The organism is Thauera sp. 63 (genome assembly GCF_000310165.2).
Classification (GTDB): Bacteria; Pseudomonadota; Gammaproteobacteria; order Burkholderiales; family Rhodocyclaceae; genus Thauera; species Thauera humireducens.
Map to the genome: position 1 here is coordinate 92,449 of NZ_AMXC01000003.1, position 22,075 is coordinate 114,523.

General features: G+C 64.6%; 16 protein-coding genes. 14 read left to right on the forward strand and 2 right to left on the reverse strand.

The window, feature by feature from the left end:
• Nucleotides 1-22 precede the first annotated feature (22 nt).
• The 11 genes from C664_RS04270 (at nt 23) to C664_RS04315 (ending at nt 14,377) form a co-directional block, all read left to right on the forward strand.
• The gene (locus tag C664_RS04270; protein ID WP_004253778.1) at nt 23-1,099 is read left to right on the forward strand and encodes a pilus assembly protein PilM; all 1,077 of its coding nucleotides are present in this window, start codon (nt 23-25) and stop codon (nt 1,097-1,099) included.
• Nucleotides 1,096-1,701, forward strand: coding sequence for a PilN domain-containing protein (locus C664_RS04275; RefSeq protein WP_004253781.1), 606 nt, complete (start codon nt 1,096-1,098; stop codon nt 1,699-1,701). The genes C664_RS04270 and C664_RS04275 overlap by 4 nt, the downstream gene beginning before the upstream one ends.
• Nucleotides 1,698-2,375: a type 4a pilus biogenesis protein PilO gene (locus C664_RS04280; RefSeq protein ID WP_004253783.1), complete on the forward strand. Its 678-nt coding sequence runs from the start codon at nt 1,698-1,700 to the stop codon at nt 2,373-2,375. The genes C664_RS04275 and C664_RS04280 overlap by 4 nt, the downstream gene beginning before the upstream one ends.
• The gene (locus C664_RS04285) at nt 2,372-2,893 is read left to right on the forward strand and encodes a pilus assembly protein PilP (RefSeq protein WP_004253787.1); all 522 of its coding nucleotides are present in this window, start codon (nt 2,372-2,374) and stop codon (nt 2,891-2,893) included. Before C664_RS04280 ends, C664_RS04285 begins: the two co-directional genes overlap by 4 nt.
• Nucleotides 2,890-5,037 carry a type IV pilus secretin PilQ gene (gene pilQ / locus C664_RS04290; RefSeq protein ID WP_004253790.1) on the forward strand — a complete coding sequence of 716 codons (2,148 nt, stop codon included), beginning with the start codon at nt 2,890-2,892 and terminating at the stop codon, nt 5,035-5,037. The genes C664_RS04285 and pilQ overlap by 4 nt, the downstream gene beginning before the upstream one ends.
• An 86-nt stretch (nt 5,038-5,123) precedes the next feature.
• Nucleotides 5,124-5,654, forward strand: coding sequence for a shikimate kinase (locus tag C664_RS04295; protein ID WP_004253792.1), 531 nt, complete (start codon nt 5,124-5,126; stop codon nt 5,652-5,654).
• Nucleotides 5,642-6,724: a 3-dehydroquinate synthase gene (aroB, locus tag C664_RS04300; protein WP_004253795.1), complete on the forward strand. Its 1,083-nt coding sequence runs from the start codon at nt 5,642-5,644 to the stop codon at nt 6,722-6,724. The genes C664_RS04295 and aroB overlap by 13 nt, the downstream gene beginning before the upstream one ends.
• 73 nt (nt 6,725-6,797) lie before the next feature.
• Nucleotides 6,798-7,922, forward strand: a complete 1,125-nt coding sequence (locus C664_RS04305; protein WP_004253799.1) for a deoxyguanosinetriphosphate triphosphohydrolase — start codon at nt 6,798-6,800, stop codon at nt 7,920-7,922.
• A gap of 22 nt (nt 7,923-7,944) precedes the next feature.
• The gene (locus C664_RS20590) at nt 7,945-8,196 is read left to right on the forward strand and encodes a hypothetical protein (RefSeq protein WP_157353948.1); all 252 of its coding nucleotides are present in this window, start codon (nt 7,945-7,947) and stop codon (nt 8,194-8,196) included.
• A gap of 34 nt (nt 8,197-8,230) precedes the next feature.
• Entirely contained in the window at nt 8,231-12,913 is a 4,683-nt protein-coding gene (locus tag C664_RS04310) for a glutamate synthase-related protein (RefSeq protein WP_004253801.1), read from the forward strand.
• A complete protein-coding gene (locus tag C664_RS04315) occupies nt 12,914-14,377 on the forward strand; it encodes a glutamate synthase subunit beta (protein WP_004253805.1) in 1,464 nt (487 codons plus the stop codon).
• A gap of 127 nt (nt 14,378-14,504) precedes the next feature.
• Here C664_RS04315 and C664_RS04320 read toward each other — a convergent pair whose 3' ends face one another.
• Entirely contained in the window at nt 14,505-15,935 is a 1,431-nt protein-coding gene (locus tag C664_RS04320) for an ABC transporter substrate-binding protein (protein ID WP_004253807.1), read from the reverse strand.
• 112 nt (nt 15,936-16,047) lie between these two features.
• Between C664_RS04320 and C664_RS20900 the strand changes: the two genes are divergently transcribed.
• The 3 genes from C664_RS20900 (at nt 16,048) to C664_RS04335 (ending at nt 20,575) form a co-directional block, all read left to right on the forward strand.
• Complete coding sequence (locus C664_RS20900) at nt 16,048-17,709, forward strand: GGDEF domain-containing protein (RefSeq protein ID WP_157353951.1); 1,662 nt, start codon at nt 16,048-16,050, stop codon at nt 17,707-17,709.
• A complete protein-coding gene (locus C664_RS04330; RefSeq protein WP_004253811.1) occupies nt 17,706-18,464 on the forward strand; it encodes a sulfite exporter TauE/SafE family protein in 759 nt (252 codons plus the stop codon). Before C664_RS20900 ends, C664_RS04330 begins: the two co-directional genes overlap by 4 nt.
• Nucleotides 18,465-18,631: 167 nt before the next feature.
• Nucleotides 18,632-20,575 (forward strand): LTA synthase family protein, encoded by a 1,944-nt coding sequence (locus C664_RS04335; protein ID WP_232435064.1) that lies wholly within the window; start codon nt 18,632-18,634, stop codon nt 20,573-20,575.
• 45 nt (nt 20,576-20,620) lie between these two features.
• Here the strand turns inward: C664_RS04335 and C664_RS04340 are convergent, their stop codons facing one another.
• Nucleotides 20,621-22,066, reverse strand: a complete 1,446-nt coding sequence (locus C664_RS04340) for an aminotransferase-like domain-containing protein (RefSeq protein WP_004253815.1) — start codon at nt 22,064-22,066, stop codon at nt 20,621-20,623.
• Between the last annotated feature and the right edge of the window lie 9 nt (nt 22,067-22,075).

Genomic DNA, 22,075 nt, shown 5'->3' on the forward strand with positions numbered 1-22,075 from the left:
AAGAAATGTAAGGACTTTCTTTGTGATTGAACTCCCCTTTTTCGGCTCTGCTGCAAATCAGCTTGCTGGGCTCGATATCTCATCTTCATCGGTCAAGCTGGTTGAGCTCGCCGGGGGGGACAAGGAAGGTTACAAAGTCGAGCGCTATGCCATTGAGCCCTTGCCGCGTGATGCGGTCACAGACGGCAATATTGCCAATCTCGAGGCGGTGAGCGATGCCGTCAGGCGTGCCTTGCGTCGCTTCGGCCCTGGGGTGCGCAATGTCGCAATGGCGCTGCCCGCTTCGTCAGTCATTACCAAGAAGATCATCCTTCCGACGGGATTGCGAGAGCAGGAAATGGAGCTCTCGGTGGAGTCCGAGGCGAATCAGTACATCCCCTTCGCGCTCGACGAGGTCAACCTGGATTTCCAGGTCATCGGTCCGGCGCCGGGCAGCCCCGACGAACTCGAGGTGCTGATCGCCGCTTCCCGCAAGGACAAGGTCGAGGACCGCGTTGCGGTGGCGCAGGCGGCGGGCCTGAAGGCGACCGTGGTCGATGTAGAGTCGCTGGCGACCGAGTCCGCGCTTGAGCTCGTCAGCCGCCAGTTGCCCAATGGCGGTGAAGACAAGGTCATCGGTCTGGTCGATGTTGGCGCCAACGTCATGAATGTCACGGTCTTCCGCAATCGGCAGCAGGTGTATGCGCGGGAGCAGGCGTTCGGTGGCAATCAGCTGACCCAGGATATCGCCCGGCAGTACGGAATGAGCATCGATGAGGCCGAGGTGGCCAAGCGCGCGGGGGCGCTGCCCGATACCTACTCGCGCGAGTTGATGCGCCCCTTCATGGACAGTCTTGCCCTCGAGGTATCCCGGGCGCTGCAGTTCTTCTTCACCTCCACCCAATACAACCAGGTCGATCACCTTGTTCTGGCCGGGGGATGCGCCGTCATGCCTGGGCTGGCCGAGGTGGTGGCCGCTCGCACCCAGGTCGAGACCATCATCGGCAATCCTTTCGTCGGCATGACCGTCTCATCGAAGGTGCGGCCGAAGAATCTGCTGGCTGATGCGCCTTCGCTGATGGTGGCCTGCGGTCTCGCCCTGCGGAGGTTCGACGCATGATACGGATCAACCTGCTTCCGCACCGCGCCGAGAAGCGAAAGCTGCGCAAGCAGCGGTTTTATGGCTTCTCGGTGGCGATGGTCGTCATTGGCGCACTCATCGGCTTCATCGTCCATTCTGTCTATTCGGGCTATATCGAGCGGCAGGAGGCTCGTAACGCCTTTCTCAAGGCCGAGATCGCCAAGCTCGACCAGGAAATCGCCGAAATTCGTCGTCTTCAGGAACAGATTGATTCCTTGCTTGCGCGCAAGCAGGTCATCGAGTCGCTGCAGGGGACGCGCTCCGAGGCTGTGCATATATTCAACGAACTCGCCAGAGGAATGCCTGAAGGCGTTTATCTGAAGTCCGTCAAGCAGGCGGGAGCGCGGGTGACGCTGGTTGGCTACGCGCAATCCAATGCCCGGGTGTCGCACCTGATGCGGAACCTGGAGGAGTCCCCATTCCTCGAGCGGCCTACGCTGGTGGAGGTTAAGGCATCGACTGTCGAGGGGCGGCGGGTCAGTGAGTTCACGCTCGGGATCAACATCGAGCGACCCAAGACCGAAGAGCCGGTCCAGCAGAAGCCCGCGCCTGCGGCCAAGGGCAAGGGGGCGCGAAAATGAAGATGTTGGACACACAGAAGACGGTGCGAAAGTTCGACTTTCAGCGTCTGGCCAGGGATTTCAAGGGGCTCGACTCGAGTGATCCCGGCTTGTGGCCGCTGGCTCCGCGCGTTGCGGTCATGCTGGCATTGTTCGCGGCCACGCTGGGCGCGTTCTGGTGGTTCGATTGGCAGCATCAAGCTGACACGCTCACTCAGCGCGAAGCGGAGGAGCGGCAGTTGCGCGATAGCTGGGTAAGCAAGAAGCGGCAGGCCGTTAACCTGGAAGAGCACAAGCGGCAACTCGCGGAGATCGACCGACAGTTCGGGGCCTTGCTAAAACAGTTGCCCAACCGGGCAGAAATGGATTCGCTGCTTGCCGACATCAACCAGGCAGGTCTGGGGCGTGGCTTGCAGTTCGAACTGTTCAAGCCGGGTGCGAATCTCGTGAAGGAGTTCTACGCCGAGATGCCCATCGACATCCGCGTGACCGGGGGTTACCACGAGTTGGGTGAGTTCGCGAGCGATGTCGCCGGGCTGCCGCGGATCGTCACTCTCAACAACATCGCGATGAGTACGGAGAAGGATGGGCGTCTGAAGCTGGAGGCCAAGGCAGTCACCTATCGCTATCTCGACGAGGATGAGTTGGCGCAACAACGACAGGCTGCCAAGGCTGCGAAGGGGAAGAAACGATGAACAAGGCGGCATTCGTCGCTTGCGCCGTCCTCGTCGCCGGCTGCTCTGGTGGCGAACAGCAGGACATTCAGGCCTGGATGGGCGAGCAGGCACGAGCCATGCGTGGTTCGGTCAAGCCTTTACCTGAGATCAAGCCTTTTCCGGTCGTTTCCTACCAGGGCACGACAGGAGATGACCCGTTCCGTACGGGGCGGATGGAAGTCGAGAAGCGTGCGGCGAACACTGCGTTGCGCCCTGACATGGAGCGGCGAAAGGAGCCCCTTGAGGCATACCCGCTCGAGTCCTTGCGCATGGTGGGCGTACTGATGCAAGGGCAGAATTCCCACGCATTGGTGTTGGCCGGCAAGAACCTCCATCAGGTGAAGGTGGGGAATCACATGGGGCAGGACTTCGGTGTCGTGACCAAGATCAGCGAGAACGAAGTGACACTGAAGGAACTCGTCGAAGACGTGCATGGCGATTGGGTCGAGCGGACCAGTGCGCTGACATTGCAGGAGCGGCAGGAGGCCGGAAAATGAAACACCGCATCGGAATGCTGCTGCTGGCAGCCGCTTGCGCGGGCATTGCGCCCGCTCCCACCGTACTCGCGCAGGATGCCGCGCAGGTGCAGGCTTTTGCCAACCAGATTGAAGGATTCGAAGTCGCCGAACAGGGGGGTACGCTCTATGTCCGCCTGACGATGAAAGAGCCGTTGAGTGCTCCGCCGCCGAGTTTCAGCGTGGCGAACCCGGCGCGTATCGCATTCGATTTCCCGGCGACCGGCAATGCATTGGGGCGCACGACCCAGACAATCGAACAGGGCGATCTGCGCAGTGCCAACATTGTCCAGGCGGGCGACCGGACGCGCGTCGTGCTGAACATGGTCAAGATGAACCCCCATGACGTCCGTATCGATGGTCGCAGCGTGGTGATCGCAATCCGCCCCGCCAGCGTGCAGGAGATGCAGGGCAGTGTCGTGGCGCAGGCACAGGGCAACTTCGCCGAATCGCGCTCGACAGCCGCGGTCGGACAGGGGGTGCGCGACGTAAATTTCCGCCGCGGCAAGGACGGCGAGGGGCGGGTCGTTGTTGATCTTGGCAGCCCCGATACCGGTATCGATATTCGCCAGCAGGGTGGAAACATCGTGGTGGACTTCCTGGGCGCCTCGCTTCCCGAGCATTTGCGTCGTCGCAGCGATGTCACTGATTTCGGTACGCCGGTCACGTCGATGTCCGCGCAGCAGATGGGCGACAAGGTTCGCCTGACGGTGACGCCCAATGGCTTGTGGGAGCACAATGCCTATCAGAGCGACAACCGGTTCGTGCTTGAGGTCAAGCGCGTCGTCGAGGATCCGAACAAGCTCGTGCAGGGCACGCGCGGGCAGTATCAGGGTGAAAAGCTCTCGCTCAACTTCCAGAATATCGATGTCCGCTCGGTTTTGCAGGTTATTGCCGACTTCACCAATTTCAACATCATCACGTCCGATTCAGTGCAGGGCAGCCTTACCCTGCGGCTGAAGGATGTGCCCTGGGATCAGGCGCTCGACATCATCCTGCAGGCCAAGGGCCTGGATATGCGCAAGAACGGTAACGTGATCTGGATCGCGCCGGGCGATGAGCTTGCTGCCCGCGAAAAGCTCCAGCTCGAGGCGAAGCAGCAGATCAATGATCTGGAGCCGCTGGCGACCGAAAGCTTTCAGATCAACTACCACAAGGCCAAGGAGATCTTTGATTTCCTCAAGAGCAAGGACCAGACAATCCTGTCCAAGCGCGGTAGTGTGGTCGTCGATGAGCGCAGCAACAAGGTGTTCGTCACCGACGTGGCGTCGCGGTTGCAATCCCTGCGGCGGCTCGTGCAGGAAATCGACATTGCACCGCGGCAAGTGCTGATCGAGGCTCGGATTGTCGAGGCCAACAAGACCTTTGGTCGAGATCTGGGCGTTCGTTTGGGGTATGGGGATCGGTCCACGCGAAAGCTGGGTGGCGGGGGGAGGCTGGGTTTTGGGTCGTCCGAGTTTACTGCTGCCAACCCGATCGAGATTAACCGCCCCGGTATGAAGCCGCAGTCTGAGTTTGGTCGTAATGTTGGTGAAAGTGTAACCAGTGGGTCCGGTTCGCTTCAGTCGGCATTTGGCGCCCTGAACCTCACTCTGTTCAACAGTAGTCTGACGCGCTTTCTTAATCTAGAGGTTCTGGCACAGGAGGTTGATGGCAAGATTCGCCTCGTCTCCAGTCCGCGCGTGCTGACTGCTAATCAAGTGGAGGCACTGATCGAGCAGGGTACGGAGATTCCGTACCAGGAGGCCAGCAGTTCGGGTGCTACGAGTACTTCGTTCAAGAAGGCCGTGCTGTCGCTGAAGGTCAAGCCGCAGATTACCCCGGACGGTCGTCTGCAACTGTCGATCGAAGTGAACAAGGATTCGCGTGGCGAAGATACAAGCGCAGGCCCGGCGATCGATACCAAGAAGGTCAAGAGCGAGGTCTTGATCGAGAACGGTGGCACCGTCGTGATCGGTGGCATCTACGAGGAGACTGATACCAGCACGACGGAGCAGGTTCCTCTGCTGGGCGACATCCCTGTGCTGGGCCATCTGTTCAAGACCAACATGAAGAACTCCGAACGCCGTGAAATGCTGGTCTTCATCACGCCGCGTATCGTCGCTGATGCGCTGACCCTGCGGTAAGTCCTTCACGCTGCTGATACAATGCCGCGGCGGGCATCCCGAGAGGGTGCCCGCCCTTTTTCATCTGGACTTCCGGCGATTCGCGCGTGACCTGCTTGATACTGATCGGCATGATGGGGGCCGGCAAGACCACCGTTGGCAAGGAGCTTGCGCGCAGGCGCAATGTCCGGTTCGCCGACTGCGACCATGAGATCGTGGCGCGGACCGGCGTGAGCGTGCCGACGATCTTCGAGATCGAAGGCGAGACTGGGTTCCGTCGCCGCGAGACGCTGATGATGGACGAGCTTACCCGGGAGCCCGACATCGTTATCGCCACGGGTGGGGGTGTCGTGACGACGCCCGAGAATCGTGATCTGATGCGGGAGCGGGGTGTCGTCATCTACCTCAACGTTCCCCCTCAGGTCCTGTTCGAGCGCACCCGCCACGACCGTAACCGTCCGTTGTTGCAGGTCGAGAATCCACGCCAGCGCATCGAGGAACTCTACCTCGCGCGTGATCCGCTCTATCGTGAGGTCGCGGACCTCATCGTGGAGGGCGGGCGCGGCAATCCGGGGGCGATGGTGCGGATGATCGAAAATGCGCTGCAGAAAGTGAAGAAGACGCCATGCGTACGCTGAACGTTGCCCTGGGCGATCGCGCCTATCCGATCCACATCGGCCGCGGCCTGCTCGATCGCGCCGACCTGATCCTGCCGCACCTCCGGACCCGGCGGGTGGCCGTCGTGACCAACGACGTGGTCGGACCGCTCTATCTCGACCGCCTGCGCGCTGCGCTCGAGGCTGCGGGGGTGCAGGTGAGCGCAGTCAGCCTGCCCGATGGCGAGGCGCACAAGGACTGGCCGACGCTGAACCGCATCTTCGACATGCTGCTGGCTGAGCGTTGCGAACGCTCGACCACGCTCATCGCGCTCGGAGGCGGGGTCGTTGGAGACATGGGCGGTTTTGCCGCGTCGTGCTATCAGCGTGGCATGCCCTTCATCCAGATCCCGACCACCCTGCTGGCCCAGGTGGACTCGTCGGTGGGTGGCAAGACCGCGATCAATCATCCACTGGGCAAGAACATGATTGGCGCCTTCTACCAGCCGAGGCTGGTGCTGGCCGACATCGACACGTTGAGCACTCTTCCTGCACGCGAGCTTTCCGCAGGGCTCGCGGAGGTCATCAAATACGGCCTGATACGGGATGCCGAGTTCCTGGGCTGGCTCGAACGCAACCTCGAGCGCCTCGTAGCTTGTGAGCCGGATGCGCTGGCGTACGCGATCGAGCGCTCGTGTCGCAACAAGGCCGAGGTGGTGGCGGCCGACGAGACCGAGCAGGGCGAGCGCGCCTTGCTCAATCTCGGCCATACTTTTGGGCATGCCATCGAGACCGGACTCGGTTATGGCGAATGGCTGCACGGCGAGGCGGTTGCAGCCGGCACGATGATGGCGGTCGAGCTTTCGCGACACCTGGGCTGGCTGACCGAGGCCGACGTTGCCCGTGTCGCAGCGCTTTTCGAGCGCGCAGGCTTGCCGGTGTATGGTCCGAGGCTGGGGGTCGAGCGTTACCTCGACTTGATGGCCCACGACAAGAAGGTTGAGGCGGGCAGGCTGCGGTTGATCCTCCTGCGCTCATTGGGGCAGGGCGTGATCCATGGCGACGCGGTGCCAGCCGAGATTGGCAGGGCCATCGAGGTGCGCTGTCGCTGAGGTGACGCCGACAGGGCCGGCGTGCAGATGCGCCGCCTTCAAACCCGCTCCTTCCTGAATCGAGGACGAAACGATGCTGCAACTCGCCCCCTATGCCGTCTCCGAATCGAATTCACGTGGGCGGGCCCACGACGAGCCAGCTCCGGTTGCGAGGGGCGAGTTTCAGCGCGACCGCGATCGGATCGTTCATTCCACAGCGTTCCGACGGCTCGAGTACAAGACGCAGGTGTTCGTCAATCACGAAGGCGACCTGTTCCGTACCCGGCTCACCCACAGCATCGAAGTCGCGCAGATCACCCGCGGTATCGCCCGCCAGCTCAATCTCAACGAGGACCTCGCCGAGTCGATCGCGCTGGCGCACGACCTCGGGCACACGCCCTTCGGTCATGCGGGACAGGAAGCGCTGAATGCATGCATGAAGGACTACGGCGGTTTCGAGCACAACCTGCAGTCCTTGCGCACGGTTGACCTGCTCGAGGATCGCTATGCCGCCTTCGACGGCCTGAATCTGATGTTCGAGACGCGGGAGGGCATCCTCAAGCACTGCTCCCGCGCCAACGCCGAACTGCTCGGTGACGTTGGACGACGCTTCCTCGATGGCTTCCAGCCCTCGCTTGAAGCGCAACTCGCGAACCTTGCCGACGAGATCGCCTATAACAATCACGACATCGACGATGGGCTGCGTTCGGGGCTGATCACGCTCGAGCAACTCGAGGATGTGGCGCTCTTCGCGACCCAGCGGCGCGCGGTCGAGGCACGCTGGCCGGGTCTTGCAGGGCGCAAGCTGATCAACGAAACCGTGCGGCGCATGATTCACCTGATGGTGATCGACCTGCTCGAGCAGACGCGCGCCAACATCGCCGCCGCAGGCGTGCTCACGCTCGACGACGTCCGCGCCGCGCCGCGCCTCGTGGCTTACTCGGACAGCCTGTTGCCGCGCCTGCGTGAGCTCAAGCTTTTTCTGCGCGAGAGCCTGTATCGCCACTACCAGGTGCTGCGGATGACCAACAAGGCGCGCCGCATCATCAGTGACCTGTTCGTCGCATTCATGGACGATCCGCACATCCTGCCGCCGCAGTATCAGTCCAGGGCGCGCGACGACAAGCCGCGGGCGATCGCCGACTACATTGCAGGCATGACCGACCGCTATGCGATGAAGGAGCATCGTCGGCTGTTTGCGGTGGGTGAGATCCACTGACGCCGCCGTCGTGTTTCATGTCGTGGAACAATTTGCCGAAATGGCGTGCCGCAGTGCAAAAAAAATCTTGAACCTGTGGTTTCACGGGCGTATAGTTTTTTGTCAAGAAGATCTTTGGTGGCGGTTACCGAAATGGTGCATGCAGCAGCACAATTTCGCTGAAACGGTCACCAAAAAGCGTTATATGCACCACTTTGGTGCAAACCACAAAGCCGGTGCGCGCGCGCCCGGCTTTTTTGTGCGCGTTCGTTTTTTGGGGATGCCCGACCCCTGACGCGTGAACTCCGTTGTCGTTTGAGGAATAGAAGATGGATCTGCCCCAAAAGCAGGGTCTTTACGACCCCGCCAATGAACATGATGCCTGCGGCGTGGGTTTCATCGCCCACATCAAGGGCAGGAAAACCCACGACATCGTGCTGCAGGGCCTCGAGATCCTGAAGAACCTGGATCACCGCGGTGCGGTCGGTGCCGACCCGTTGCAGGGCGATGGCGCAGGCATCCTGATCCAGATCCCGGACCAGCTCTACCGGGAGGAAATGGCGAAGCTGGGCGTGAGCCTTCCGCTGCCCGGTGAGTACGGCGTGGGCATGGTGTTCATGCCCAAGGAAGCCGCTTCGCGCCTGGCCTGTGAAGAAGAGATCGAGCGTGCGGTCGTGGCCGAAGGCCAGGTCGTGCTCGGCTGGCGCGACGTCCCGGTCAACCACGACATGCCGATGTCGCCGACCGTGAAAGCCAAGGAGCCGGTGATCCGCCAGATCTTCATCGGCCGCGGTGCCGACGTGATGGTGACCGAGGCGCTCGAGCGCAAGCTCTACGTCGTGCGTCGCCGCGCCGCGAACGCCATCGGCGCGCTCAACCTCAAGCACGGCAAAGAGTTCTACATGGTGTCGATGTCGGCACGCACGGTGAACTACAAGGGCCTGCTGCTGGCCAACCAGGTCGGCGAGTACTATCCCGACCTGCTCGATCCGCGTGCGGTGTCCGCGCTGTCGCTGGTGCACCAGCGCTTCTCGACCAACACCTTCCCGAAGTGGGACCTCGCCCACCCGTTCCGCTACATCGCCCACAACGGCGAGATCAACACGCTCCGCGGCAACTACAACTGGATGCGCGCGCGCGAGAAGGGCGTGCATTCGCCGCTGTTGGGCGAAGATCTGCAGAAGATCTGGCCGCTGATCTATCCTGGCCAGTCCGACTCGGCGTCCTTCGACAACGCGCTCGAACTGCTGGTGATGAGCGGCTACTCGCTTGCCCACGCGATGATGATGATGATCCCGGAGGCCTGGGAGTCGCACACGCAGATGGACGAGAAGCGCCGCGCCTTCTACGAATACCATGCGGCGATGATGGAGCCGTGGGACGGCCCCGCCGCGGTGGCTTTCACCGACGGTCGCCAGATCGGCGCCACGCTCGACCGTAACGGCCTGCGTCCGGCGCGCTATCTCGTCACCGACGACGACCTCGTCGTGATGGCCTCCGAGTCGGGCGTGCTGCCGATTCCCGACAGCAAGATCGTCAAGAAGTGGCGCCTGCAGCCGGGCAAGATGTTCCTGATCGACATGGAACAGGGCCGCATCATCGGCGACCAGGAGCTCAAGGAGTCGCTGGCCAACGCCAAGCCTTACGCCGACTGGCTGCGCCGCATCAACATCAAGCTCGACACCCTCGAGGCGCCGGCTGTGCTCGACACCGCTGCAGCCGACGAGCGCGTCGCGCCGCTGCTCGACCGCCAGCAGGCCTTCGGCTTCACCCAGGAAGACATCAAGTTCATCCTCGAGCCGATGGGCAAGGCGGGCGAGGAAGCCACCGGCTCGATGGGCAACGACTCGCCGCTGGCGGTGCTGTCGTCCAAGAACAAGCCGCTCTACAACTACTTCCGCCAGCTCTTCGCGCAGGTCACCAACCCGCCGATCGATCCGATCCGCGAGCAGATGGTGATGTCGCTCGTGTCCTTCATTGGGCCGAAGCCGAACCTGCTCGAGATCAACGAGATCAACCCGCCGTTCCGCCTCGAGGTAAGCCAGCCGGTGCTGGACTTCGAAGGCATGGCCAAGATCCGCAACATCGCGCGCTACACGCAGAACAAGTTCCGCTCGGCCGAGCTGGACATCTGCTATCCGGCCGAATGGGGCAAGGAAGGCGTCGAAGCGCGCCTGGCCTCGCTCTGTGCCGATGCCGAGAACGCGGTGCTGGGTGGTTACAACATCCTGATCGTGTCCGACCGCAAGCTTGCGGCCGATCGCGTGGCGATCCCCGCACTGCTGGCGTTGTCCGCCATCCACCAGCATCTGGTGGCCAAGGGCCTGCGTACCCGCGCCGGCCTGGTGGTCGAGACCGGCTCGGCGCGCGAAGTGCATCACTTCGCCGTGCTCGCCGGTTACGGCGCCGAGGCGGTTCACCCCTACCTCGCCCTCGAGACGCTGCAGCACCTCGCGGGCGACGCCGAATCGGCGGCCAAGTACGTCAAGCACTTCGTCAAGGCCATCGGCAAGGGGCTGATGAAGGTCATGTCCAAGATGGGCATCTCGACCTACATGTCCTACACCGGCGCGCAGATCTTCGAAGCCGTCGGTCTGCAGCAGGCGCTGCTCGACAAGTACTTCACCGGCACCACCAGCCAGGTCGAAGGCATCGGCGTGTTCGAGGTGATGGAGGAGTCGATCCGCCAGCACAAGGCGGCCTTCAGCGCCGACCCGGTGCTGCACGACATGCTGGAGGCTGGTGGCGAGTACGCCTTCCGCGTCCGGGGCGAAGAGCACATGTGGACGCCGGATGCGATCGCCAAGCTGCAGCACGCCACACGCTCGGGCAAGGCCGACACCTACAAGGAATACGCCAAGATCATCAACGACCAGAGCAGGCGCCACATGACGCTGCGCGGCCTGTTCGAGCTCAAGGCAGCGGTCACGCCCGTGCCGCTGGACGAGGTCGAGCCCGCCAAGGAGATCGTCAAACGCTTCGCCACCGGTGCGATGTCGCTCGGTTCGATCTCGACCGAGGCGCACACCACGCTGGCCGTGGCGATGAACCGCATCGGCGGCAAGTCGAACACCGGCGAGGGCGGCGAGGATCCGATGCGCTTCAAGCCGCTGACGCAGGCGATCAAGCTGTCGCAGGTGATCGGCGAGAACCGCATCGCCCGCGACCTCGAGCTGAACGCCGGCGATTCGCTGCGCTCGGCGATCAAGCAGGTGGCCTCGGGCCGCTTCGGCGTCACCACCGAGTACCTGGTCAACGCTGACCAGATCCAGATCAAGATGGCCCAGGGCGCCAAGCCGGGCGAAGGCGGCCAGCTGCCCGGCCACAAGGTGTCGGAATACATCGGCTTCCTGCGCCACTCGGTACCGGGTGTCGGCCTGATCTCGCCGCCGCCGCACCACGACATCTACTCGATCGAGGATCTGGCCCAGCTGATCCACGACCTGAAGAACACCAACCCGGTGGCCAGCATCTCGGTCAAGCTGGTGTCCGAGATCGGCATCGGCACGGTGGCGGCGGGTGTGGCCAAGGCCAAGGCAGACCACATCGTCGTCGCCGGCCATGACGGCGGCACCGGCGCCTCGCCGTGGAGCTCGATCAAGCACGCGGGCTCGCCGTGGGAGCTCGGCCTGGCCGAAACCCAGCAGACCCTGGTGCTCAACCGCCTGCGCTCGCGTGTGCGGCTGCAGGTCGACGGCCAGATCAAGACCGGCCGCGACGTCATCATCGGCGCCTTGCTCGGCGCCGACGAGTTCGGCTTCGCCACCGCGCCGCTGGTCGTCGAAGGCTGCATCATGATGCGCAAGTGTCACCTCAACACCTGCCCGGTGGGCGTCGCCACCCAGGATCCGGTGCTGCGTGCGCGCTTCCAGGGGCAGCCCGAGCATGTGGTGAACTACTTCTTCTTCGTCGCCGAGGAAGTGCGCGAGTTGATGGCCCAGCTGGGCATCCGCAAGTTCGACGACCTCATCGGCCGCGCCGACCTGCTCGACATGAAGCAGGGCATCTCGCACTGGAAGGCGCAGGGGCTGGACTATTCGCGCATCTTCTACCTGCCGAACGTGCCGGTCGAAGTGCCGCGTCTGCACACCGAGGTCCAGGACCATGGCCTGGAAGGTGCGCTCGACAACCAGCTCATCGCGCTCGCCAAGCCGGCGCTGGAAAAGGGCGAGAAGGTCAATATCGACCTGCCGGTGCGCAACATCAACCGCACCGTCGGCGCCATGCTGTCGGGCCAGGTGGCGACGCGCTACGGCCACGCCGGCCTGCCGTCCGACACCATCCACATCCGCCTGAACGGCACTGCCGGCCAGAGCTTCGGTGCCTTCCTGGCGCGCGGCATCACGCTGGAGCTGGTGGGCGAGGGCAACGACTACGTCGGCAAGGGGCTGTCGGGCGGGCGCATCGTCGTGCGTCCGAAGGCGGAGTTCCGCGGTGATACGCCCGAGAACATCATCGTCGGCAACACCGTGCTCTATGGCGCGACCGAGGGCGAGGTGTATTTCGCCGGTGTCGCCGGCGAGCGTTTCGCGGTGCGCAACTCCGGTGCCACCGCGGTGGTGGAAGGCGTGGGCGACCATGGTTGCGAGTACATGACCGGCGGCACCGTCGTCGTGCTCGGCCAGACCGGCCGCAACTTCGCGGCCGGCATGTCGGGTGGCGTGGCCTACGTGCTCGACGAGGATGGCACCTTCGAGCAGCGCTGCAACATGGCGCAGGTCGCGCTCGAGCCGCTGCCCGACGAGATCGCCGCGCGCAAGGGCTCGGAGTCGGGCGACGAGCTCGAGTCCCACGGCCGTGTCGACATCGACCACCTGACCATGGGCGACGAGCTCATCCTCAAGGGCCTGATCGAGCGCCATGTCCGTTTCGCCGGCAGCGTTCGCGCCCGCGAGATCCTCAACAACTGGGCGACCTGGCGCAAGAAGTTCGTCAAGGTGTTCCCGCACGAGTACCGCCGCGCGCTGGCCGAGATGGCGCAGCAGCGCGAAGCACAGAAGGAGGCCGCATAAATGGGCAAACCAACTGGTTTCATGGAGTATCAGCGCCTGTCGGAGGCCTACGAGCCGGTCGGCAAGCGCCTGAAGAACTACAAGGAATTCGTCGTTCGCCTGAGCGACGAGCAGGCGTCGATCCAGGGCGCGCGTTGCATGGACTGCGGTATCCCGTTCTGCAACAACGGCTGCCCGGTCAACAACATCATTCCGGACTGGAACGACCTCGTGTATCGCGGCCACTGGCGCGAAGCGATCGAGGTGCTGCACTCCACCAACAACTTCCCGGAGTTCACCGGCCGCATCTGCCCCGCGCCCTGCGAGGCAGCCTGCACGCTGAACATCAACACCGAGGCGGTGGGCATCAAGTCGATCGAGCACGCGATCATCGACAAGGCCTGGGAAGAAGGCTGGGTGGTGCCGCAGGTTGCGGACGTCAGGACCGGTAGGAAGGTCGCCGTGGTCGGCTCTGGCCCGGCGGGCCTCGCGGCCGCGCAGCAACTGGCCCGTGCCGGCCATGACGTGACGGTGTTCGAGAAGAACGACCGCATCGGTGGGCTGCTGCGCTACGGCATCCCCGACTTCAAGATGGAGAAGTGGCTGATCGATCGCCGCGTCGAGCAGATGCAGGCCGAAGGCGTCGTCTTCCGTACCGGTGTGCTGGTGGCGGCCAAGGAAATGCCGGCCGGCATTGTAAGTGACGCCAGGGAAGTGGTCAGCGCCGAGCAGCTGCAGCAGGACTTCGATGCCGTGGTGTTGGCGGGCGGCGCCGAAGTGCCGCGCGACCTGCCGGTGCCGGGCCGCGAACTCGGGGGCGTGCATTTCGCGCTCGAGTTCCTGATCCCGCAGAACAAGCAGGTCGCCGGTGACAAACCCAACCCGATCTCGGCCAAGGGCAAGCACGTGGTGGTGATCGGCGGTGGCGACACCGGCTCCGACTGCGTCGGCACGTCCAACCGCCACGGCGCGGCGAGCGTGACCCAGTTCGAGCTGATGCCGATGCCGCCCGAGGAGGAGAACAAGCCGCTGACCTGGCCTTACTGGCCGACCAAGCTGCGCACCTCGTCCTCGCATGAGGAAGGCTGCGAGCGCGACTTCGCCGTCGCCACCAAGGAGTTCATCGGCAAAAACGGCAAGGTCAAGGCGCTCAAGGCCTGTCGCCTGGAGTGGAAGGACGGCAGGATGTCCGAGGTGCCGGGTTCCGAGTTCGAGATCAAGGCCGACCTGGTCCTGTTCGCGATGGGTTTCACCCAGCCGGTGGGCGGTGTACTCGAGGCCTTTGGCGTCGGCAAGGACGCGCGTGGCAATGCCAGGGCGACGACCGATGGCGAAGGCTGCTACGCCACCAACGTGCCGAAGGTGTTTGCTGCGGGTGACATGCGTCGCGGCCAGTCACTGGTGGTGTGGGCGATCAGGGAGGGGCGTCAGTGCGCCCGCGCGGTGGATGAGTTCCTGATGGGCGAGAGCCTGTTGCCGAGGTAAGGCGGAGAGTAGGCGTCGAGCCCGGAGGGGGCGGATCGGGTAAGTCGATCCGCCCCCTCCGTCCGTTCACGGCGGCAGGGTGTGCCGCACACCGCCTGGCTACGAATTCGTCCGCAAGGGCGTCCCTTCAGCGCCACCGCAGTGCGGCGAGATCATGGACGTAGATCGGATAGTTCACCCATAGCCCTTCCAGCCCCTTGCGTGCCACGGTGGACACCTGCGGCGCATAGATCCAGGCATTGACGGCATCGTCTGCCAACTTGCGCTGGATGTCGGCAAGCAGGCGGTTGCGCTGGCGCGGGTTGTCGGCGTTGCGGTGGGCCTCGACCAGCGCGCGGAAATCGACGCTGTCATAGCCGAAGTAGTAGGACGGGTCGGTGTAGATGTCGTAGTCGAGCGGCTCGACGTGGTTGATCAGCGTCAGCTCGAAGTCGCCCTTGAATGCGCCGTTCAGCCATTCGGCCCAGCTGACCAGTTCCACGTTCGTGTCGATGCCGACTGCGGCGAGTTGTTGCACGAGCAGCTGCCCGCCGTCTCGCGCGTAGGGGGTGGGCGGCAAGCTCAGCTTGAGCCTGAGGCGACCCTCGACGCCGGCCTCCGTCAGCAATGCCCTGGCGCGCCCGGGGTCGTGGGGGTAGCGGTCGGCCAGATGCAGATAGCCGATTTCGGTGGGTGAGAAGTGGCTTCCGATCGCGCTGCCACGACCATCGAGGATGTGCTGGATCACGGCGGCACGATCGATCGCATGGTTGATCGCGCGGCGTACGCGGACGTCGTCGAGCGGTTTGTGGCGGTTGTTGATCGCGAGCAGTGCCTTGCTGCTCGAGCCGCCGATGAGTACCTGATAGCGTTCGTTCAGCCGGTTGCGCAGAACCGTTTTTGTGGCGAAGTTGAAGAACACATCCACTTCGGGTGGCAGCTCGACTTTGTCGACAAAGGAGTTGGTGAAGCGGAACACCGCGCGCTGCAGGCGGACGGCATCGGCGTCGCGGTAGTCAGGCCATTTGACGAGCGTGATCGAGTGCCCCTTGTCCCATCGCTCGAAGCGGAAGGGCCCGGTACCGACCGGGGCAGCCATGGCGCGATCGGCGCTGGCGGGATGCAGGATCACCGCAGGGCTCTCGCCGAGGCGATACAGCAGGTGAGGATCGGGATGACGCAGCACCAGCACGACCGTGAGCGGGTCGGGGGTGCTGATGTGCTCGATCTTGTCGAACAGTTTTGTTCGCGACTTGTTGCCGGAGTCGGGCCGTCGGGCGCGCTCGAACGAGAACTTCACTGCGGCCGAATCGAACGCCTGTCCGTCATGAAAGCGCACGCCGGGCCGCAACCGGAAGGTGTAGGTCCTGCCGTCGGCCGACATGTCCCAGGATTCTGCAAGCATCGGGCTTGTCTGGCCGTTCTCTTCGATCTTTACCAGCCCCTCCAGCACGTTGTAGTGCACGACTTCGCCGATTGCCGCTGCAGGCGCGCTGGTCGGATCGAGCCGGTCGGGCTCCAGCGTGATCCCGAACACGACCTGGTCTTTCGCAGCAGCGTATCCTGAAACGATTGCCATCCCGCTGACCAATCCAGCCAGCAGGCAGCGTGCGAGCACTCGCCACGCGTTGGAACATGCAGTCCTTGTCATGCGATTTCCTCGTTGATCCCCGAATTCTCCCGAGCCGGCCTTGCCTAGCGTACCCCGACCCGCATCCGATCCCGCCCTGAAGCGCCGCAAGGGGGCTTTTGCCGCCGCCGCGTTGCTCGTGCTGCTGGTGATCTGCCTGACTGCGTGGCTTCACGGGGTGTATGTCGAGCGCGAGAACCGCCACCGCCATCAGGCCGAGAGAGAACTGCAGTCTATCAACCAGTTGCAGTTGCAGGCGGTTGTCGGCTGGCAGCAGCAATCATTGCGCGATGCGGAGATGCTGGTCGAGGACACCCTGTTGTCAGCCGCACTTGGCCGCTGGTTGGGCGACGGCGAGGTCAGCGCTCGCGAAGGCGTGCGTCGCCGCTTGCGGGCGCTCAATGAGCTCGGACATTACACCGCGGTGCATTTCGTCGATTCCGCGGGCACCGTCCTGCTGAGCAATCGTGCAGACGACGGTCGGGAAGGGACGCGGGTGCCCTTGGCCGATCTGGGCGCCTTGCGGTCGGCGCTTTCATCGGCCAAGGCCGTGATGGCGGAGCCGGTGTCCGATCGGGCGTTTGCCTTTCCTTTCATCAGTGTGTTCGCGCCGCTTTACGACGACGAGGTGGCGATCGGCGCGGTGTGGCTGGTGCAGGACCTGCGTTCCGCGCTCTTGCCGCTGCTCGAGCCCTGGCCGACGCCGAGCCAGACGGCGCGTTCCGGCATTGTCTGGCGTGACGGCGAGCAGGCACGCTATCTCAATGCGCCGCGCGAGGTCAAAGCGGCGGTGCTGCAGTATCGCTACCCGCTTGAGGGCAATCCGGCCGCCGTCGTGCAGGCGCTGGGGGGCGTGCGGGGCGTGTTCTACGCAAGCGATGAACAGGGCCGCGCGGTGATGGCGATGGCCAGTCCGGTGTTCGGTACGCGCTGGCTGCTGCTGTCCTCGGTCGAGGTGGCCGAGGTGTTTGCCGACGTGCGCAGGCGGGAGATTCTGGCGTTGGCCTTGCCGGTCAGCCTGTTGCTGCTGGCTTCGGCCGGCGTGTTCGGCCTCGTGTTGCGGCGTGCCTGGCAGCGCGAACGGGTGTTGACCCAGGCCCTGCAGCGCAGTCTTGGGGGGCTGGAGGCGCAACTGCGGGTCGATCCGCTGACCGGCGTGGCGAACCGCCGGGCGCTCGACGAAGCCGCGAGCTTCCAGCTGGCGCTCGCCGTGCGCGGCGAAACCCCGCTCGCGCTGCTGATGATCGATGTCGATCACTTCAAGCTCTATAACGACCACTATGGCCACCCGGCCGGTGATCAGTGCCTGAAGACCCTTGCCGCCGCGCTTCAGGCTCACGTCGGTCGTGCCGGCGAGTTGGTGGCCCGCTATGGCGGTGAGGAGTTCGCGGTCCTGCTGCCGCTCACGGACGGGAAGGCCGCGCTCGACCTGGCCCAACGCATGTGCGAGGCCGTACGCAGGCTGCAGATTCCGCATGCCGCATCGACGGTGGCGTCGCATGCGACCGTCAGCATCGGCGTAGCCTGGTTGAAGGCCGACGCCGTCACGGTCGAGTACGCACGGACGCATCGGGTTGCGCCCGAGGGCGGGCCCGAGGGGGGACTCGAGTGGCCGCTCATGCGTGAGCTTTTCGAGCAGGCGGACGCGGCATTGTATGAAGCCAAGCGGCTCGGGCGGGACCAGGCCGTCCTGTACGTGGATCCGGATGGGGAGGTCCGATGAGCATGGATGTCGCAGGCTGGGTGGTGACCGCGATCGCGATCCTGCTCACCGGCATTTCCAAGGCGGGCCTCGGCGGCGCATTGGGCGGACTTGCCGTTCCCTTCATGTCGATGTGGATTCCGCCGCGCGACGCGGTGGCGGTGGTGTTGCCGGTCCTGATCGTGATGGACATGGCCGGTATCCGCGCCTGGCGTGGCAAGGCCGACTGGCGCGACCTGCGCATGCTGATCCCCGCCGCCCTGCTCGGCATTGGCGTCGGAACGCTCGCGTTCGGCGTCCTGTCGGACCGCATGGTCAAGATCGTGCTGGGTCTGATCGCGATCGGGTTCGCGGCCGACCGTCTGCTGCGCACCGGGCGGGCCGATGGCACCGGCGAGCTTCCCGCATCGCGTCGCTTCGCCTGGCTGTGCGGAGCTGGCTCAGGCTTTACCAGCACGCTCGCACATGCCGGTGGGCCGCCGATCATGGCCTACCTGCTCAGCCGTCGGCTGCCGAAGGACACCTTCGTTGCCACGTCCGTGTTCTTCTTCACCGTCATCAACCTCGCAAAACTGCCGTTCTACCTGTCGATCGGACTGTTCTCGCGCGACGGGTTGATCATGTCGGCAATGCTGCTGCCGCTGGTCCCCATCGGGGTCTGGCTCGGCTTGAGGCTGATTCGCCGCATCCCGGAGCGCCCGTTCTACCTTTTCGCCACGTTGGCACTCGGCCTGTCGGGGCTGAAGCTGCTGTGGGACGGGATCGTCGGCGCCTGAGTTCGCGCCGCGGGGGCGTCGAGCACGGCTGGGCGGCGCATCGATGCCCGTGCAGGGCACCGCCGTGATCCCGTGGCGACAGCGCCGCATCCGGTAACATGCATTCCGACTCACGCTTGTGTTACGGCGGTATTATCGGGGCCCCAGAATGGCTCCGGAAATCCGCCGTGCATCGATTCATTCATTCCTCGTCGTCGAACTGTCCGGGTGGAACGGGGTCCGCGACCGCGCGGGTGCGCGAGTGGATGTGGGCGCTGGGTCTGGTCACGCTGTGGTACCTGCTCGCGCAGACCGGTATCGCCTTTGCCCTGGGCGTGTCACCCGAAGCAGGTGCATGGCCGCGCGATCTTGGCGCACACCTGTTCGTGGGCGGGTTGCTGTTCATGATGGCGCGCAGCGTGATGCGTTTTGTGCTGACGATGGGGGTGCTGTTCTCGGCCTTCACCGTTTCCAACGCAATCAAGCTCGCGGTGCTCGGTGGCCCGGTGATGCCCGACGACTTCGTCGCCGCGAAAAACCTTTTCCTGTTGCTCGAAGGCTGGCAGCTGTGGGGCAGTGTCGCGATGCTCGCCCTGCCGGTGGCCAGTTTGCTGTGGATGTTCGCATGGCGGCAACCCAGGGCCTGGGTCGCACTCGGAGGCGCGGTCCTGGCGGTGACGGCCGTGGTGTCGCATCCGGCGCCGGTGGTCGGCTGGATGGACGCGCGTTTTGGCGACTGGGTCTGGAATCAGCGTGGCAACTATGAAATGCGGGGCCTGCCCCTGCACCTCGTGCAGGAGACGGCGCGCAATCTCTCGCGCCGTGCGCAGCCTCCGCAGATGGCCGAGGTCGATCAGGCCTTGAGCCTGCTCGGCGCGAGGCCCCCGGGCAGGCTCTTCAAGGCTGCGCTGCAGCACCCTGACCGCGCCGGGCGCAACGTGCACATGATCGTGCTCGAATCCTTCTGGGACCCCTTGCCGCTCAAGGCTGCCGGACTGTCGGCCGATCCGCTTGATCCGGCCTTCCGCAAGCTATGGAAGGCCGCGGGCAATGCGCGGGCGCTGTCGCCCGTGTTCGGAGGCTACACCGCCAACGCCGAGTTCGAGGCGCTGTGCGGCTTCCCGGTGCAGACCGACGCGGTGTTCTTCGAAGGCCGCTTGCGCCGCGATGTGCCCTGCCTGCCCCGTCACCTGGGCGAGGCAGGGTATCGCAGCGTGGCCTCGCATCCCAACGCCGCGCCGTTCTGGAACCGCATCAACGCCTATCGCCGTGTCGGCTTCGAGCAGTACTGGTCCGACCGCAACTTCGTGCTCGACGACATGAATGGCGAGTTCCTCAGCGATGCCTCCCTGTATCGCCAGGTGCTCGAGCGCATCGGTCCCGAGCTCGACGGTGGTCGGCCGCTGTTCAATTACGTGCTGACCTACTTCGGACATCTGGACTACCCGCTCAACGAAGCGCGCCCGCCGGTGATCACCGCCGCGACCGACAACGGCCTGGTGAGCGCCTACGCGAACACCGTGTATTACAAGTCGCGAGAGTTGATGCACTTCCTGGCCGAGCTGCGAAGGCGCGATCCCGACGCGATCGTCGTGCTGTTCGGTGACCACCTGCCGTCGCTGGGCTGGAACCACGGTGGCTATGCCGAGTCCGGGCTCCTCGCCGCGAGCCGCAGCGAGTTTGACGATGCAATGTTCCGTACCCTCGTCGCCACCCCGCTGATCGTCATCGACGGCCGGCGCGGCCCGGTCCGCACCGGCGACCTGCCGATCTACGCCTTGCCGGCATTGGTCCTCGACCTGCTGGGCGATGAACGCGAGACCATGTTGCGTTTTGCCGCGCATGCCGATGACGTGGTGCGCGTGCGCCCCTTGCCCGGCGTGCACTTCACCGTGGAAGGGAAGGCGCTGACCGTGTGCCGCGACGGCGAAGCGCAGATCGGCTGCGAGGCTTCTTCCGCCTGGGTTGAAGCCATATCGGTACTCAACCGCGATCTGTTCAACGGCGGACAGCACGCCTTGCAGGCGCCCGACCGCCTGCGTCGTCTGCAGACCGTGGAGCTCGAGGTCGAGGAACTCGGCAGCGACGGGCTGGACGACGGCATCGCCAACGAAACCGACAACGACGTCTGACACGGCAGCCGTCGGATGCCGGACTGGTGTCGCGCTAGGGCATGCTCAGCCCTCGGTCAGTTGCGCGCTGGCAAGGGCGCCGAGCGTGCCCAGTGCCTGCACATGGCGTTCGGTGAACGGATAGCAGCCTGACAGGCGAAGGTGCCGGCTGTAGCGACCGCTGGGGGCGTAGAGCTTGCCGGGCGTGATGCCGATGCCAAGCGGCAAGGCCGCGTCGAACAGCGCGTTGGTGTTGCAGCCCTCGGGCAGTTCGACCCAGAGCAGGAAGCCGCCGCTGGGCTGCGTGGCGAGGGTGCCGCGTGGAAAGGACGCATCGATCAGGCCGCGCAGGCGTTCGATCTGGCCCGCATACACCCGCCGCAGCCGGCGCAGGTGTTGGGCGTAGCCGCCATTTTCCAGGAACCTGCCGACAGCCTCGGCCAGCAACGCCGGCTGCGCCACCGAGGAGCAGAACTTCAGTTCCGCCAGCGCCCGGCCGAAGCGGCCGCCCTCCATCCAGCCGATCCGAAAGCCCGGTGCCAGCGTCTTGGTATAGGAGGCGCAGACGATGATCCAGCAGTCGCGGTCGAAGGCCTTGGCCGTCGGCTGCAGGGGCGTGGCGAACTGCAGTTCCGCGTACAGGGCGTCCTCGATCACCGGCACCCGGTACTGCGCGGCCAGGGCGGCGAGCCGGCGCTTGGCGGCCAGCGGCATGCCGGTGCCGAGTGGGTTGTGGACGTTGGGCATCGCCACCACCGCCTGCAGGCGCCCCTCGGACAGCAAGAGCTCGAGCGCGTCGAGCGAAAGTCCGGTGTCCGGGTGCGTGGGCAACTCGATGGTCTTCAGCCCGAGGCGGTCGATCAGCGGAATCAGGTTAAAGTAGGTCGGCGACTCCAGACCCACCGTATCGCCCGGGCGGGTGACGGCGCGCAGCGCGAGTTGCAGCGCTTCCATGCAGCCGTTGGTGATCAGGATGGCGTCGGGGGACAGGTTCATGCCCAGCGCGGCGGCATGGAGGCAGATCTGTTCGCGCAGCAAGGCGGAGCCCGGTGGCAGCGAATAGTCGGTGAGCAGGGCGGGCCGGCGCCGCGACAGGTCGGCGACGATGCGCGCGAGGCGTTCGCCGGGATAGAAGTCACCGCCCTTCGGGCAGGCGAGCGACAGGTCGATGGTGTCGGGGCGGGTCTGGGCCGCCAGCACGGTCGCGATGCGACTCAGCACGGCGCCATCGGCCGGGCGCCCTTCCTCCGGCAGGTGCCCGGCTGGCGCAGGAGGCGGCGAGGGTAGGCGCGAGCGCACGAAATAGCCCGACTGCGGGCGGGCCTCGACGAGGCCAGCGGCTTCCAGCTGACGGTAGGCGGCCAGCACGGTGTTGATGCTCAAACTGCGGCTGGAGGCCGCCTCCCGTACCGAGGGCAGGCGGGCGCCGGCAGGCAGGCGGCCGTCGCGCATCGCGTCGCGCAGTTCGTCGGCCAATGACTGATACAGCGGCAGGGCTTCGGTGATGGACATGGATACAGA